This window comes from Halochromatium roseum (assembly GCF_016653315.1).
Lineage (GTDB): Bacteria > Pseudomonadota > Gammaproteobacteria > Chromatiales > Chromatiaceae > Lamprobacter > Lamprobacter roseus.
Genome location: NZ_NHSH01000061.1, coordinates 360,832 through 377,277, shown reverse-complemented (window position 1 = coordinate 377,277; position 16,446 = coordinate 360,832). Strand labels below are relative to the sequence as shown.

Below are 16,446 nucleotides of genomic sequence, written 5' to 3'. Positions count from 1 at the left end.
TTGAACCAAGAATCGGTGAATGAGCACGACCAGTAGCCTGAGCACGGTGAACGGCGCGCGTGCCGATCGTCAGCGCCAGCAACAGGAGCGCGATGAGCAGATCGATTGGCATAACAATACGTTGTCGATGCTAACACCATGGGAAGCTGGCAGCCGAGTCTGGGGATATTAGGCGAGCTGGGCAATCGGCGGTGTCGATCAGGTACATGCAGCAAACCGATTAGCCACCCATGCTGCCCACGCGTAGCCTGAAATCCTGCCTGGAGTCCTCCGTGAAGACCTTCTTGAAGTCCTCCTCAAGGTCCTCCTCAAGGTCCTCACTGGCAGGCATCTCACAGACAGGCGTCTCACAGTCTCACAGACAGGCACAGGATCGCCAAACCACGTTCATTGACACCACAAGCAGAGGCAACGATGACAAACACCCCAACGAGCACAGCCGGCCAATGTCCAGTGATGCACGGCGCCAACACCGCCGCTGGGTCCACGGTCATGGACTGGTGGCCAAAGGCGCTGAACCTCGACATTCTGCATCAGCACGACCGCAAGACCGATCCGATGGGCGAGGCCTTTGATTATCGCGAAGCGCTCAAGCAACTCGATGTCGATGCGCTCAAGCGCGATCTGCACGCGCTGATGACCGACAGCCAAGCCTGGTGGCCGGCGGACTGGGGCCACTACGGCGGTCTGATGATCCGCATGGCCTGGCACGCCGCCGGCTCCTACCGCATCGCCGATGGTCGTGGTGGCGCTGGCACCGGCAACCAACGCTTCGCGCCGCTGAACAGCTGGCCGGACAACGTCAATCTGGATAAGGCACGCCGGCTGCTGTGGCCGATCAAGAAGAAGTACGGCAACGCGATCAGCTGGGCAGATCTGATCATCCTCGCCGGCACCGTCGCCTATGAATCCATGGGTCTGAAGACCTTCGGCTTCGGCTTCGGCCGCGAGGACATCTGGCATCCGGAGAAGGACACCTACTGGGGCTCTGAGAAGGAATGGCTGGCGACCAGCGACAGCGAGGGCAGTCGTTATTCGGGCGAGCGTGACCTGGAGAACCCGCTCGCCGCGGTGATGATGGGGCTTATCTACGTCAATCCCGAAGGCGTCGATGGCAAGCCCGATCCGCTCAAGACCGCGCATGACGTGCGCGTCACCTTCGCGCGCATGGCGATGAACGACGAGGAGACCGTGGCCCTGACCGCCGGCGGTCATACCGTCGGCAAGTGCCACGGCAACGGCGACGCGGCGCAGCTCGGCCCCGATCCAGAGGGCGCCGAGCTGGAGGATCAGGGCCTCGGCTGGATCAACAAGACCCAGCGCGGCATCGGTCGTGACACCGTCAGCAGTGGCATCGAAGGCGCCTGGACCAGTTATCCGACGCGCTGGGATAACGGCTACTTCAAGATGCTGCTCGACCATGAGTGGGAGCTGAAGAAGAGCCCAGCCGGTGCCTGGCAGTGGGAGCCGGTCGACATCAAGGAGCAGGACAAGCCGGTCGATGTCGAAGACCCCTCGATCCGCTACAACCCGATCATGACCGACGCCGACATGGCGATGAAGATGGACCCGGTCTATCGCGAGATCGCGGAGCGGTTCTATAAAGACCCGGACTCTCTGTCCGAGGTCTTCGCCCGCGCCTGGTTCAAGCTCACCCATCGCGACATGGGTCCGAAGGCGCGCTACATCGGCCCCGATGTGCCACAGGAAGACCTGATCTGGCAGGACCCGGTGCCCGCCGGTCGCACTGACTATGACATCGAGGCGGTCAAGGCCAAGATCGCCGCCAAGCTCAGGGCGGGCGACCTGAGCATCAGCGAGCTGGTCGCGACCGCCTGGGACAGCGCGCGCACCTTCCGTGGCTCGGACATGCGTGGTGGTGCCAATGGGGCGCGCATCCGTCTGGCCCCGCAGAAGGACTGGGCGGGCAACGAGCCCGAGCGGCTGGCCAAGGTGCTGGCCGTGTTCGAGGACATCGCTGCCGACAGCGGCGCTAGCATCGCCGATCTGATCGTGCTTGGCGGCAATCTGGGCATCGAGCAGGCGGCCAAGGCGGCGGGCATCGAGATCAGCGTGCCCTTTGCACCGGGCCGTGGCGATGCCACCGAGGCGATGACCGATGCCGAGTCATTCGCGCCGCTGGAGCCGATCCACGACGGCTATCGCAACTGGCTGAAGAAGGACTATGTCGTGACCCCGGAGGAGCTGCTGCTCGACCGCACCCAGCTGATGCGGCTCACCGCCCCGGAGATGACGGTGCTCATCGGCGGCCTGCGCGTCCTAGGCACCAACCACGGCGGCACCAAGCACGGCGTCTTCACCGATCGCGAGGGCGTGCTGACCAACGACTTCTTCGTCAATCTGACCGACATGGCCTACCGCTGGCAGCCGGTGGGCGGCAATCTCTACGAGATTCGCGACCGCCAGACCGACGCGGTCAAGTGGACCGCCACCCGGGTCGATCTGGTGTTCGGCTCCAACTCGATCCTGCGTGCCTATGCCGAGGTCTACGCGCAGGATGACAACCAGGAGAAGTTCGTGCGCGACTTCGTCGCCGCTTGGACCAAGGTCATGAACGCCGATCGCTTCGATCTCGGCTAGATCGTGGCCCCAGCCTTCACGCCGGCATCGGTCGGTGTGAGGGCCTTGGAATGGTATCGTTGAGCGCGATGTTCGCGATTCGATGTTCGCGATTCAACGATGGGCCAGCAAGATGGCAGAGACGCACGCGCTCTGGACGATGAGGGGCATACCCTGGCTGTTACTGATCGGGCTGAGCCTGGGGCTTTCTATTCCTGAGGCCGCGAGCGCGCAAGCGAGCCACGCCGGCACACCACCGCTCACCGATCAGGAGCGCGCTTGGCTGGCCGCTGGTCACCGGGTGCGGGTGCGGATCAGCGACTATCCGCCCTACATGATCAAGGCGCCGCGACCAATGGGACTGGCGGTCGATTATCTGGATCATATCGCGGCGCAATTCGGCATCGAGATCGACTACGTCCCGGCCAACATGACCTTCGGTGCCGCCGTGGCCGACGTTGCCGGCCGTCGTCGGCACTATGATGTGCTGCCCACTTTTACGCGGACGCCGGAACGGGAGAAACAGTTCGCGGTCAGCGCCGATTACCTGAGCGCGCCTTGGGTCATCTACAGCCGTCAGGATAGCCCCTATCTGGTCGGCCTCGAGAGCCTGGACGGGAAGACGGTGGCCGCCGAGAAAGGCTTCTTGATCATCGACAAGCTCAAGCGCGATATTCCGGGCGTCAAGATCCTTGAGGTGCCAACCGCTCTGGATGCCTTGACCGCCTTGGCGACCGGGCAAGCCGACGCCTATGTCGGCAATCTGGCCGTGGGCAGCTATCTGGTCAAGGAGCATCGGCTCACGAATCTGATGGTGGCCGCGCCGACGCAATACGGCATCAACACCCAGGCGATGGCGGTGCGCGCCGACTGGCCGGCGTTGGCCAGCCTGATCAGCAAGGGCATTGCCTCGATGACGTTTGAGGATCGCAATGCCATTCTCGGCAAGTGGATTCATCTCGAGATGCGCCCGCAGCAGGACTATACCCTGGCGTTCGGCATCCTGGCCGCGGCGCTGCTGGTCCTGAGCGCGGTCTTTTTCTGGAACCGACAACTGGCGCGAGAGATCCTGGTGAGGGAGCGTGTCGAGTCCGAGTTGCGCGGCTCCGAGCTTCGACTGCAGGCGGAAAAGCGCGCGCTCCAGCAGACCAAGACCGAGCTGCAGCAGAAGAAGGAGGCGTTGCAGGATCTCAACGCCTCCTTGGAAGCGCGTTTGACCGCGGCGGTGAAGGATCGCACCCGCGCGCTCAGCGAAGCGGCGGCCCGGGCGCAAGAGAGCGACCAGGCCAAGTCGGCCTTTCTGTCCGCGGTCAGCCACGAGCTGCGCTCGCCGCTGCACGACATCCTTGGCTACGCACAGCTGCTCGCCCGGCGGATCAGGCCACCGGCCCGTGATCAGCTCAACATCATCTTAGACAGCGGCCATCAGCTCCTCAGGCTGATCAACGACATCCTCGACTACAGCCGCGGCGAGGTCAGCTCCATCGTGCTTGAGCCGGGGCCGCTGTCGCTGGTCCGCTTGACGCAAAACCTGACCGCGACTTACCAGCCAGTCGCTGCCCGCGGCGAGAATCAGTTGGTCGTCAAGCTCGAGATCGGCAGCCACGACTGGGTCGTCGCCGATGAGCTGAGGCTGACCCAGATCCTGCGCAATCTCTTGGATAATGCCTGCAAGTTCACGCGCAATGGACGCATCGAGCTGGCGATCGAGCGAAGCGAGAGCGCCGCGGAGGCAGCTCCCATTGCTGAGCCGGAGAGCGCTGTCGTGGCCGCTCAACAGCCCGCCGACTGCCTGCTGCGCTTCAGCGTCAGCGATACCGGCGTCGGCATCCCGGCGGCGAAGCGGCAGGCGATCTTTCAGCCCTTCCAGCGCTTGGAGCGGCATCGAGGTCTGCCCGGCGTCGGTCTCGGGCTGGCCATCGCACAGCAATTGACCATGGCCATGGGCGGACGCATCCAGCTGCGCAGCAGCGTTGGGCCAGAGTCCGGCAGCTGCTTCCGTTTCGAGCTGCGGTTGCCGATCGGCTCGGCGCTCGAGCAGCGCGCCGATGAGGACCGGATCATCACGGGCTACGCGGGTCCGCGTCGCACCCTGCTGATCGCCGATGATCAATCGACCAGTCGCGGCTTCTTGTCGGAATGCTGTCGCGGCTGGGGCTTCGAGATCATCGAGGCCGCCGATGGTGCCGAGGCCATCGAGCGTTTCCGGGCGCAGGAGGCGACGGTGGATGCGGTCTTGGTCGATCAGTTCATGCCCCGGCTCGACGGTTGGGGATGCCTGCAGGCACTGCGTGCTTCGGAGCGCGGTCGTCAGTTGCCGGTGATCCTGATCTCGGCCGTGCCCGCGCAGCGACCAGACGGTCATCCCGAAAACCTGGACTTTGATGGATGCGTGATGAAACCGCTCAACGAGTCGATCTTGGCGACCCTCTTGGGCGAAGCGCTGGCGCTGGATTGGGAGTATGAGACCACCGCCCCAGTCATCGAGGCAGCGTCGCCCGATGTCGCGCTCCTGTCGGCCGCGCTGAGCGCCGATGAGCGCGAGCGTTTGCTAGCCATGGTCGCCATGGGCCAGGTCGTCGGTCTGCAGGGGTGGGCGCAGGCGATGGCCGACAAGGACCCGGAGCGCAAGGCCCTGTGGCTGGGCATCGAACAGCGCTGTCGCCTGCTGGATCTGCAGGCGTTGAAACAGCTGGCTGCCCTGGACGCGCGAGATTGAGCTCGCTTCACCCGCTGGCTGATGTCTCTGAAGGGTTAAGGGGCTTTTGCAGTCTGATGGACTTTGCAGCCTCAGCATAAGACTGTGCAGCGAGCCCTGTGCCTGCTGCGATCAATGGCCTTGCTCAGTTACTATCGGCGCCAGTATCGATGACAGCAGAGTCTCTATCAGCATGGCCGACAACCTGGCGCGTATCTTGATCGTCGATGATCAGCCGGCATCGATCGGCCTGCTGATCGCCTATCTCCAAGGGCGTGATATCGATCTCTTAGTCGCGCAGACTGGCGAAGATGGTCTGCGGATCGCCGCTGAGGGTCAGCCCGATCTGATCCTGCTCGACGTGCGCATGCAGGGGCTGGATGGCTTTAGCGTGTGCCGACACCTCAAGGCCTCGCCGAGCACCCGCGCGATCCCGGTGATCTTCCTCTCCTCGGCGATCGAAACCGAGGATAAGCTGCGCGGATTCGCCGCTGGCGGCGCCGACTACATCACCAAGCCCTTCTCCGAGCAGGAGGTGCTGGCGCGGGTCTATCTGCAGATCGGTGGGCCTGAGCAGCTGAGTGCGTTGAGCAGTCAAGCGCTCGAAGAGCTTGAGGACATCCCGCTGTCGGCCTCGTCGAATCGGCTCGACCAGCGTCTGTTCACGGACGCGGTCGCGGTGCTGACCAAGCGGTTGGTCGATCCGCCGAGCGCGGTCGAATTGGCCCACCAGGTCGGTACCAACCAACAACGGCTCACCCGCATCTTTCGCGAGCAGGTCGGGATGAGCGCCTACGAATACCTGCAGGAGATGCGCCTGGAGCGGGGGCGGAGTCTGTTGCTGGATACCGATCTCCAGGTCCAGTTGATTGCGGATCGGGTTGGCTACCGCAATGCCGGAGATTTCACCCGCGCCTTTCGGCGCCATTTTGGGGTGACGCCACGGCAGTACCGGCAGGGTCGACTGCAGCCGGATGACAGTGATGAAGACTGATGACCAGTTTTGTGGACTCAACTGTATGGACTCAACCGCTAGGCTCAACCGCTAGGCTCGCGCACTGACCATGGCTACAGCACCCCGTCCCGCCCAGATCGACATCCGCATTGGACGGGTCGATCAACTCTTCCAGACCTTCGATCCCTCGCCCTTTCGCGAGCGCGATTTGGACCCGGATGCGACCGCCTTCATCGTCGACTGGGCGCGTGAACTGAACCGCCGGGTGCCGATTGAGATCCATCTCAATGTGAAGGATTCAGGACCCGAGCGGGATGCGCCTGAAGATGTCAGCGCCGCTGTGCGTTGCTACTTCGAGCACCGTGCCGAGGTCGCCGAGCGTGAGCTGCGCGAGCTGTTCCGCTTTGGCCGGATCTACCTTGCGATCGGATTGCTGATCCTGGTGCTCGCCCTCTTTGGCGCGGAGATCCTAGTGCTCAAGTTCGGCGAGAGTCCATCACTTTCGCTGATCGCCGAGAGCCTGATCATCCTCGGCTGGGTGGTGAACTGGCGGCCGTTGGAGATCTTCCTCTACGAATGGCGCCCAATGCGTCGCGATGCCAACCTGTTTAGGCGCCTGGCCGCGGCGCGGATCAAGGTTCAGGGTTGAGTGGGGCGGTTGGTAGGCTGGGCTTCACCGTCGCACCTCAACTTGCCCGAGAGCCTCTGGTCGACCCAACATGCTCGGTCTGATGCATCCTGTCACACTGATGTTCCGTCAAGCGCCCAACCCAAGGTGATGCCCGATGAACACGAAAGAACTGATTGATCAAGCGATTGCGTTGCCGGTCGAGGAGCGCGCCTTGGTCGTGGACTCCTTGCTGCGAAGCCTGAACCCACCAGAGTCCGAGATCGACGCACAGTGGACCAAGGAATCAAGGCGCCGGTTGACTGAGCTACGGTCCGGTCAGGTCGAGGCCGTCTCCGGCGAGGTCGTGTTTCAGCGGGTCTGGGACCGCTTCAAGCGATGAGCTATCGGTTCCATCCCGAGGCAGAGGCCGAGCTCAACCTGTCGATCGACGACTATGAGGCCATTGAACCTGGCCTGGGCTATGACTTCGCGCTCGAGGTCTACGCGGCCATCCATCGTATTCTAGACTTCCCGAAGGCGTGGGCCGCCCTTGATGACGAGGTGCGCCGTTCGCTCGTCAAGCGCTTCCCGTACGGCGTGTTGTACAGCGAAGCGTCCGATGGCATCTTGATCCTCGCGATCATGAACCTTCACCGAGCACCAGACTACTGGAAGCATCGAATCTGATCCTGCTGCAGGCCGCAGCAAGATCCAGGGTTCATTCATCCACGCCATCGGCAACAAGGGCTGCCGCTATGGCGAGCAGCAGGTTGCCGACGACCTGTCACTCCTCTGGCTCAGACGGGATACCGCAGGATGGCCGCGACCGCCTTGCCGGATTCCGGCAGATCCTCGGCGCGCACGCTGAGCACCTCACCGCCGGTGGCGAGCACCCGCCGTGCGACCTCATCGGCCACGCCATAGGTCTCCGCGCTGGCCTCGTCGGCGAAGGTGACGCGGCCATCGGCGTCGTCGACGGTGCCATTGACCACCTGATCCATATCGACCAGCAGGCTGGCGACAGCGCCGGCGCTCGCGGCACGGGCAGCGCGCACCAGATCGCTGGTGGCGCGGTCTTCGTTGATGCGCTGGCGGTAACGCCCCTGCCAATCGGCGATCTTGGCCCGATAGACCTCATCGAGTAGGGCGCGAGCGGCGTTGGCCAGCTCGGCCGGGCTCTGGCGCTCCGGGTTGCCGCGTAGGCCTTCCGCGAGCAGGTGCGGATAGCTGTTGACCGAGCGGTAGATGGCATCCAAGGCATCCACCGAGGCCAAGATCAGCGGCTCTTGCCGACCAGCGAGGATCGCCCGCACCGCGGTGTCGACCTGCCGCGCGTATTGACGCAGCCGCACCTTCTTGCCCTCGCTGCCACCGATGCGGCCGCTGTAGGAGCGGGTTGAGATGGTGCGCTTGCCGACCGCCGAGGCGGCATCGGTGGGCAGGTCCGGCACCGCCACCTCGACCGCCGGCGCATCCTTGCTGACCTCGATCAGACGCACGCCGCCATCGGCCAACGCGAGCACATAGCCAGCATCGCAGAAGGTGGTCGAGCGCAGCAGCGACTTCAAATGAAACCGATCCGAGACCTTGACCAGCGGTTGCAGCGCATTCGGTACGCGGAAGCTGCGCAGGTTATCCGGGGTGGCATAGATCATCAGCCCGCGCGCCTGATAGGCCCAGAACACATCGTCTTCGAGCAGGTCGTCGAGCTCTTCGATCAAGTCGCGTAGGCGGCGCTTGTCGGCGCCCGCGGCCTCGAGCTGATCGACGGCCTCCTTGACCAGATTCTTCAGCTGGATGCGGTCGGCCTCGGTGTCATCGGTGACCGGGGTGGTCGGTAGCGCGATGGAGACGGCCATGTCGCCGCGGAAGGCGGCCAGGTCGGCGTAGTCATCAGCGGTGGGGATATCAAGGTAGAGCATTGAGGCCTTCCGGGGTTCGGTTGTTAGAGAGGCGCGTTTCAGCGCGATAGCGTCGCGATCGGGGTCGTCAGCGCAGCCGGAGCAGCATGCCGGTTGCGAGATCGACACTGAGATCGCTCAGGGTGTCGATGATCTGAAGTGTCCGCATGTCACAGTGCACAGCTCACGCCGGCTCGCTCAGGCTTCGAGCAGCATCGGTGCGATCTCGGTTCGATCAGGTGCGATCAATAGAACGGATACAACCAGGGCAGCAGGGTCAAGGTCAGGGTGAACACCAGCAGCACCAACGGCAGGCCCAGCTTGGCATAATCGCCGAAGCGATAGCCGCCGAGGGTGCCGACCATGGCATTGGCCGGCACCACCGGCGTCATGAAGGCGCTCGAGGCGGCGAGCGCAACGGCCATCGCGAACGGGTAGGGCGAGGCACCGATCTCAGCGGCGAGTGCCATCGCCAAGGGCGCCATCAGCACCGCGGTGGCGGCCGGTACCACGAACATGCCCAAGGCCAGCGTCATCAGAAAGACCGTCGCCAGCACCAGGTAGGGACTGGCGGCGCCGAGCACGCCGACCAGCGCGTCGGCGGCTAGCTCGATGCCGCCGGTGCGCTCCAGCGCCATGCCGAACGGCAGCATGCCAGCGATCAGCACCAGGGTGCGCAAGCTGATCGCGCGGTAGGCATTGTCCAGATCGATGCAGCGGAACAGCAGCATCAGCAACACACCGACCAATGCGGCATGCATCGCCGGCAGCAGCTCCGAGACCATCAGCCCGACCGTGACCGCCAGCGCGAGCACCGCATAGGGCGCGTGCTTGGCGGCGGGTAGGCGCTCATCCAACTCTTTCGGCAGGTTGGTCGTCACCAGATCATGGTCCTGACCGCGCAGTTGCTCGATCGCGGGCCAGGCGCCGATCAAGAGTAGGGTGTCGCCGGCTTGCAGCCTGGTCTCAGCCCGCGCCTCGGCATTGAGCACGCTGCGGCCCCTGCGCAGACCGACGGCATGCAGCCCGCGCTCCAGCTGCACCCCGGCCTCATCCAGGGTCTTGCCGAGCAGCCTGGAGTCGGCGGGTAGGATCACCTCCGCCATGCCGATCGATTGGGCGCGGTCGGCGAAGTAAAGGCCGGAGAGCGGCAACGGCTCGAGTCCAAGCTCGGCGCATTGGGGTAGGGGTGGCGACTGGGACAGCCGCGGTGCCTCCTGCTGGGCCGCTGGCTCAAGGGCGAGCCCTGACAGGGGTCGGGTTTGCATCTGCGCGTCATCAGTGGCGGTCGAGGTCGCGCGATCGAGCAGGAGGATGTCGCCGGCGGCCAGGAGCGTTTCATCATCCGGACCGATGGCGCAGCCGCTGTACGCACGTCTGCGCTCGAGGGCGATGACACGCAGACCGCGATCCGGCGTCAGCCCAAGCGCGGCGAGCGACTGGCCGATGGCCGGCGAGTCAGGCAGAACCCGGGCGCGCAGCTCGCGCTCGGCAAGCTGATACTGCTCGACCCAGCGGCCGAGCCGTGGCTTGGGGTTCTCATCGTTCTGCGCGCCGGCCTTCGCCTCCGCGCCGAGCCAGCGACTGGCGATCATCATATAGAGCATGCCGAGCAGCAGCACGGGGATGCCGATCGGCGTCAGGGCGAGAAAATCCAGCCCCTCGGCACCGGTGCGGGTCAGCTCATAGTTGACGATCAGGTTCGGCGCGGCGGCGACCAGGGTCAGCATGCCGCTGATCAGCGCCGCGTAGGAGACCGGCATCAGCACCTGCGCCGGGCTCATGCCGGTGTTGCGGGCAATGCGCAAGGCCACCGGGATGAAGATGGCGACCACGCCCGTCGAGTACATCACCGAGCCTAGCGAGCCGACGATCAGCATCAGCAGCGCCACCAACCGTGCTGGCCGGTTGCCGCCGCGGGTCACCAGCCAATCGCCGAGGCGCTGGGCGACGCCAGTGCGCGCCAGGCCCTCGCCGATCACGAACATGGCCGCGATCAGGATGATGTTCGGATTTGCGAAACCGGAGATGGCCTCCCGGGCGCTGATCACGCCGGTCAGTGGCAGGGCCACCATCATCAACAGGCCAACGGCATCGGCGCGCGGACGGCCGAGCATGAACATCAGGATGGCGCCGGCCAGCAGGGCGAGCACCAGGGTCAATTCGAAGGTCACGTACACTCCTCGTTCAGCCGCTGGCCCAGAGTCGACGACTATAGCAATTGGCAAAGCGGACGAGGCCGGTCCAGCCTTCACGTTTCTATGCCGTGAGACGTAAAAAATGAGCTGGCAGCAACTATCGCGCCTTTGCGGCTTTCCTCGCACTGAGTCGCATGACTATGGTCTTGACCCATCGCCCCGATCAATGAGCCGGCCGTTGATGATCCGCGCGACCAGGTTTGGCGGCGTCGCCAAGCACATGGATCAGATCGGGATCAGATCTGGACCAGATCTGGTTCAGATCCGTGCCGAGGTGAACGACATCGATCAAACCCCTGTCTCCAATCCCAACTGAAGAGGAAGCAACCATGTTGAACGGTAAAACCGCCATCGTCACCGGCTCGACCAGCGGCATCGGCCTAGGCATCGCGCGGGCGCTGGCCGCCGATGGCGCGGACATCCTGCTGAATGGCTTTGGCGATGCTGCTGAGATCGAAGCGCTGCGCCGACAGCTGTCGAGCGAGTTCGGCAGCAAGGTCGCCTACTGCGCTGCTGACATGACCAAGGCCGCCGACATCGAGCGCATGATCGAGACCGCCAATCGGGAGCTTGGCAGGATCGACATCGTCGTCAACAATGCCGGCATCCAGCATACCGCGCCGGTGCAGGCGTTCCCGGTCGATCGCTGGGACGCGGTGATCGCCATCAATCTGACCGCCCCGTTCCTGATCACGCGCGCGGTCCTGGGCCAGATGCTCGAGCGCGACTGGGGCCGCATCATCAACATCGCCTCGGTGCATGGCCAGGTGGCCTCGGCGGACAAGTCCGCCTATGTTGCCTCCAAGCACGGCATCATGGGCTTCACCAAGGCCGTGGCGCTGGAGACCGCCACCACCGGCGTCACCTGCAATGCGATCTGCCCCGGCTGGGTGCTGACCCCGCTGGTGCAGAAGCAGATCGATGCCCTGGCCGAGCGTGAGGGGCTCTCTAACGAAGATGCCAGCGTCAAGCTGCTCGGCGAGAAACAGCCCTCGCAGTCCTTCACCTCACCAGAGCAGCTCGGGGCGCTGGCGGTCTATTTGTGCTCGGATGCCGCCTGCAATGTGCGTGGCGTCGGCCTGCCGGTCGACGGCGGCTGGCTGGCACAGTAGTGGTGCGGCGATCAGCCGAAGACCCTTGGAGGCTAGAGTGATGCAAGAGACACTGTATTGGGACGCGCAACGGCTGCGCAGCGCCATGGCGGCGAATCCTGCGATTCGCGTGATCGATGTCCGTTCCGCAGCGGAGTTCGAGTCGGAACATATCCCCGGCTCGTTGAATATTCCGATGGGCACGCTGGAAGAGCACGTCGGGGGCATATTGGAGGTGGTCAGCGACCCGATCGTCTTTGTCTGCCAGATGGGCGGGCGTGCGCAGAAGGCACAGCAGATGGCAGGCGCCGAGCGTGACGCCGATGCACTCGCCGACGGCGGTCTCGGGCATATCCATGTGCTCGCGGGCGGCCTGCGTGCCTGGGAGCAGGCCGGTGGCGAGCTGAAACGCGGACGGCGTGTGTGGAGCGCCGAGCGGCAGGTGCGCTTCATTACAGGGTCAATCGTGGTGATCTCGATCCTGCTGAGCGGGTTCGTGCCGGCGCTGAAGTGGATTGCGCTGTTCATCGGCGTTGGGCTGATCGTTGCGGCCTGGACCAACTTTTGCGGCCTTGAGCAGCTCTTGGCGCGGCTGCCATGGAACCGAGCAACCAGACCGAGTCCGGATGTCGTTGTCGAGCAACTGATCTCAGCATCGCGCAGGTCGGCTTGATCGCTAGGGCATGCGCATCTTGCGCTCGAATAGGCTTGAACGCTGGCAGGGATAACCGTTGCTGGGCGCAAGCTGATCCGGCAGGAGGGGCTACCCCATCGGGAGCCCTGCTGCCCCGCTTCGGCCGCACTGCCAGCCATGGCGGCTGGGGCCGCCGCTGGTCGGCAAGCCTGGCCGGCTTCCTCCTGTTGCTCGTCACCGCTGGCGCCGCGTCGGTCCTGGCGGACTCGTCGCCGGCTGCCAACAGCAGCGGGCTGTTCGGCTCCGCGCCGACGCCGACCGAAGTGGCCGCTGCCCGCGACAGACTGGCCGATGATCCAAGCCTGACCACCGAGGAGCGCGCCCGACTCAATGCGGATCTGGATCGGGTGCTGGCCAATCTGGATGCCCTGGCCCAGGCCAATGAGACGGCGCTCGAGCTGCGCGAGACCCAGGCCACCGCGCCTGGGCGGACCGCGACCATCCGCGCCCGCTTGGCGGCGGCCGAGCCCCGGCCTGATCCGCCGGTGGACCTGCCGGCCGACGCCGATCTGGACCTGGTGCAACAACAACTGGCGCAGGAGACCGCAGCCGTTGCTGCCCAGCAAGACCGGCTGGCGGCACTCGAGCAAGAGCTGACCGAGGACGCTGAGTCACTGCCCGGTTGGCGCCGTCAGCGTGAGGAGCTGCGCCAGCAGGCCCTGGATGTTGATGATGAGCTTGCCGGCGTCCTGGCCGCCGTTGCCGATGGCGCAAATCGTTTCGATGGTAGCAATCGTTCGGATGGCAGCAGTCGTTCGGACGGGATTAATCGCTTCACGGGCATCCAGGCCACCGATGGTGCTGATGCCGCCAATACTGCCGATCCCAACATCGAGACGCTGATCCGACACTGGCTGCTGGAGAGCCAGCGCGATCGTTTACGCGCCGAGGCGCTGGTGCTGGAACTGAAGGTGGCTGGAGCCGATGTGCGCCGGGCGCTGACCCAGGCCCGGCGCGATGAGGCGCGGCTCGCCCTGGATCAGGCCCGCGGCCGCCAGACCTGGCTCACGCTGGCGGTCGACGAGCGGCGCCGCGAGGAGGCCGCCCAGCTCCGCGCCGAGACCGAGGCGGCGCGGCTGGCGGTGGCCGACGCCCATCCGCCGGTGCGGGAGCTGGCGCGTGCCAATGCCGAGTTGGCCGAAGCCATCCAGGCGGTCGATCAGCGCACCGCGGCCGTGACCGACCGGCTCGCCGTGACCACCGCGACCACCGCCACGCTGGCGCAAGACTTCGCCAACGACCGCCAACGGGTCGCCGCCGCGGGCATGAGCCGTGCCCTGGGCCAAGTCTTGGTCGACCAGCGCGAGCGTCTGCCCGATCCGCGCGAGCTGCGTCGAGAGGCGGCCGAGCGCGCCGATGCCGAGGCCGAGGCCCGGCTGGCCCAATTGCGCTGGCGCGAGGAGCTGCTGATGCGGCGCACCGGGTCCGAGCCGCTGTCCCCCGCGACCCTGGCCGGCCTGGAGCCGGCCGACGCCGCCGGCATTGAGGCCCAGCTCAGTGAGCTGCAAGCGCGTCGCTTCGAGCTGCTCGAGCGTGCCATCGCGGCCGCGGATCGGCACCTGAAGGTGCTCGCGGAGCTGGACCTGGCCGCGGCCGATCTGCGCGCGCTGAGCCTCGATTACGACAACTTTCTGGCCGAGCATCTGCTCTGGCTGCGCAGCCACGTGCCGCTGGCCCAGCAGAGCTTTGCCGCCCTGCCGGCGGTGCTCGCCGAACTGCTGCGGCCGGCCCATTGGCTGGGGGTGATGCGGACCTTGGGCGCCAGGCTCGCCGACGCCTGGTCTTGGTGGGGCGGGCTGGCGTTGGTGGCGCTGTTGCTGGCGCTCGAGCGGCCCTTGCGCCGGCGCATCCGTGCCACGGCCGAGCCCTTGCGTCGTATCCGTACCGACCGCTTCGGCTATACCTTGTCGGCGATCGCGCTGACCTTGTTGCTGGCGGCGCCAGTGTCGCTGTTGCTGGCCCTCGCCGGCTTGATGCTGACCGGCGCTCCAGGGGCCGACGGCTTTGCCGACGCGGTCGGATACGGTCTGCTGCAGGTCGCCTCGGGGCTCTATTGTCTACGCGCGTTCCGGTTGCTGTGCATGCCGGGCGGGGTGGCCGAGCGGCACTTCCGCTGGCGTGCCGATACCCTGGTCCGGTTACGGCGCAGCCTCAATCTGGCCATCTGGACACTGTTGCCGATTGGCTTTCTTGCCGCGACCGTCAACGGGCTCGGGGAGATCCAGGCCGCGACTCTGGGGCGGCTGTTGCTGACCGCCGTGACCCTCGGTTTCGCGCTGCTGCTCGCCGCTGCCCTGCACCCCACCCGCGGGGTGCTCAGGGAGCTCTTGCGATCGCGACCCGGCGGCCTGGCCAGTCGCACGCGCTGGCTCTGGTATCCGCTCGCGGTGGTGGTGCCGCTGGCCCTGGCCGGGCTGACCTTGGCCGGTTTTCAATACACCGCGACGACCCTGTTTCAGCTCTGGATCAGCCAGCTCTGGCTGGTCCTGGGGCTGGTGGTGTTGCAACAGGCGATCCTGCGCTGGCTGCTGGTGACCCGACGGGCGTTGACCCTGCGCACAGCGCTCGCGCGCCGCGCCCGGCTCGCGGCGCTCAGCGAGTTCGGCACCGAGGTTGGCGATGAGGGGATGGGCGAGGGCGAGGGTAGTGCTGGGGGCCAGGGTGGCGCGGCCGCCGCGAAGACCGAGGCGGCGTTGGACCTGATGGCGCTCGACGGTCAAACCCGCAGCTTGATCAGTGCCCTGTTGACGCTCGGCACGGGCCTCGCGCTCTGGATGCTGTGGTCCGATGTGCTGCCGGCGCTGGGTGTCCTGGAGCGTATCCCGCTCTGGTACAGCACCCGCTTGGTCGAGGGCGAGAGCCGCCCGTGGCCGGTGACCCTGGCCGATTTGGGCATCGTGCTGATCATCGCTACCGGCGCCATCGTCGCCGTGCGCTATCTGCCGGCGCTGCTCGAGATCCTGATGCTCAAGCACACCGGCGTCAGCGCCGGCGCGCGCTACACCCTCATCACCTTGACCAGCTACGGCATCATCGCGCTGGCCGTGATCAATGGGGCCGGGCGGCTGGGGCTGCACTGGGAGCAGGTGCAATGGCTGGTCGCGGCCCTGGGTGTCGGCATCGGCTTCGGCCTGCGCGAGATCGCGGCCAATTTCATCGCCGGGCTGATCCTGCTCTTCGAGCGCCCGGTGCGAGTCGGCGACACCGTCACCGTTGGCCTCAACGAGGGCATCGTCACCCACATCGAGGCGCGCGCGACCACGGTTCGGATCAGGGACCAGCGCGAGCTGCTGGTGCCCAATAACCAATTGATCACGCAGGAGGTCATCAACTGGTCACTGACCGATCAGGTCATCCGCGGCGAGATCCGTTTGAGCATCGAGTACGGCAGCGACATCGAGGCCGCGCTGCGCATCCTCGCCGAGATCGCCGCTGCCGATGCGCGCCTGCTGACCGACCCGGCACCCGTAATCACCGCGGCCGAGTTCGGTGAGCGGGGGATCGAGCTGCTCTTCCTCTATTTCCTGCCGACGCTGGCCAACCGCATCCAGATCCGCGGCGAGCTGATCGTTGCCATCGATCGGCAACTGCGTGCCGCGGGCATTGCGATTGGGCTGCCGCAGCGGGATGTGCGACTGCGCGATGAGCTGCGGTCAAGCAGCTCGCGGTAGCCGTTGAAGCACTTCTCGGGGCCGTGCTTGGCGCTGAGCGGGATCACC

At 65.5% G+C, this 16,446-nt stretch carries 13 protein-coding genes; 11 read left to right on the top strand and 2 right to left on the bottom strand.

Annotated features, from left to right (window positions below):
• The first annotated feature begins 19 nt into the window (after window positions 1-19).
• From CCR96_RS15230 to CCR96_RS15200, 7 genes are all read left to right on the top strand, one after another.
• Window positions 20-172 (top strand): hypothetical protein, encoded by a 153-nt coding sequence (locus tag CCR96_RS15230; RefSeq protein ID WP_201220956.1) that lies wholly within the window; start codon window positions 20-22, stop codon window positions 170-172.
• Window positions 173-414: 242 nt separating this feature from the next.
• On the top strand, window positions 415-2,601 hold the full coding sequence (katG, locus tag CCR96_RS15225; protein ID WP_201220955.1) for a catalase/peroxidase HPI: 2,187 nt from the start codon (window positions 415-417) through the stop codon (window positions 2,599-2,601).
• 112 nt (window positions 2,602-2,713) lie between these two features.
• Window positions 2,714-5,299 (top strand): ATP-binding protein, encoded by a 2,586-nt coding sequence (locus tag CCR96_RS15220; RefSeq protein ID WP_201220954.1) that lies wholly within the window; start codon window positions 2,714-2,716, stop codon window positions 5,297-5,299.
• Between the two features lie 172 nt (window positions 5,300-5,471).
• Entirely contained in the window at window positions 5,472-6,272 is an 801-nt protein-coding gene (locus tag CCR96_RS15215) for a response regulator transcription factor (protein ID WP_201220953.1), read from the top strand.
• 70 nt (window positions 6,273-6,342) lie between these two features.
• Entirely contained in the window at window positions 6,343-6,882 is a 540-nt protein-coding gene (locus CCR96_RS15210; RefSeq protein WP_201220952.1) for a hypothetical protein, read from the top strand.
• A 136-nt stretch (window positions 6,883-7,018) separates the two neighbouring features.
• On the top strand, window positions 7,019-7,243 hold the full coding sequence (locus tag CCR96_RS15205; protein WP_201220951.1) for an addiction module protein: 225 nt from the start codon (window positions 7,019-7,021) through the stop codon (window positions 7,241-7,243).
• Window positions 7,240-7,530 carry a type II toxin-antitoxin system RelE/ParE family toxin gene (locus tag CCR96_RS15200; protein WP_201220950.1) on the top strand — a complete coding sequence of 97 codons (291 nt, stop codon included), beginning with the start codon at window positions 7,240-7,242 and terminating at the stop codon, window positions 7,528-7,530. The genes CCR96_RS15205 and CCR96_RS15200 overlap by 4 nt, the downstream gene beginning before the upstream one ends.
• A 110-nt stretch (window positions 7,531-7,640) precedes the next feature.
• On the opposite strand, the gene CCR96_RS15195 is transcribed toward CCR96_RS15200, so the two are convergent.
• Together CCR96_RS15195 and CCR96_RS15190 are read right to left on the bottom strand one after the other, a co-directional pair.
• The gene (locus tag CCR96_RS15195; protein WP_201220949.1) at window positions 7,641-8,765 is read right to left on the bottom strand and encodes a baeRF11 domain-containing protein; all 1,125 of its coding nucleotides are present in this window, start codon (window positions 8,763-8,765) and stop codon (window positions 7,641-7,643) included.
• Window positions 8,766-8,989: 224 nt separating this feature from the next.
• Window positions 8,990-10,918 (bottom strand): SLC13 family permease, encoded by a 1,929-nt coding sequence (locus tag CCR96_RS15190; protein WP_201220948.1) that lies wholly within the window; start codon window positions 10,916-10,918, stop codon window positions 8,990-8,992.
• Between the two features lie 205 nt (window positions 10,919-11,123).
• Here CCR96_RS15190 and CCR96_RS25110 point away from each other — a divergent pair, with 205 nt between their 5' ends.
• Genes CCR96_RS25110 through CCR96_RS15175 form a run of 4 tightly spaced genes read left to right on the top strand, consistent with a single transcriptional unit; the run spans window position 11,124 to window position 16,398 of the window.
• Window positions 11,124-11,258 carry a hypothetical protein gene (locus CCR96_RS25110; protein ID WP_274601123.1) on the top strand — a complete coding sequence of 45 codons (135 nt, stop codon included), beginning with the start codon at window positions 11,124-11,126 and terminating at the stop codon, window positions 11,256-11,258.
• Window positions 11,259-11,271: 13 nt separating this feature from the next.
• Entirely contained in the window at window positions 11,272-12,054 is a 783-nt protein-coding gene (locus tag CCR96_RS15185) for a 3-hydroxybutyrate dehydrogenase (RefSeq protein WP_201220947.1), read from the top strand.
• Window positions 12,055-12,094: 40 nt separating this feature from the next.
• On the top strand, window positions 12,095-12,706 hold the full coding sequence (locus CCR96_RS15180; protein ID WP_201220946.1) for a rhodanese-like domain-containing protein: 612 nt from the start codon (window positions 12,095-12,097) through the stop codon (window positions 12,704-12,706).
• Window positions 12,707-12,741: 35 nt separating this feature from the next.
• Window positions 12,742-16,398: a mechanosensitive ion channel domain-containing protein gene (locus tag CCR96_RS15175; RefSeq protein WP_201220945.1), complete on the top strand. Its 3,657-nt coding sequence runs from the start codon at window positions 12,742-12,744 to the stop codon at window positions 16,396-16,398.
• The last annotated feature ends 48 nt before the right edge of the window (window positions 16,399-16,446 follow it).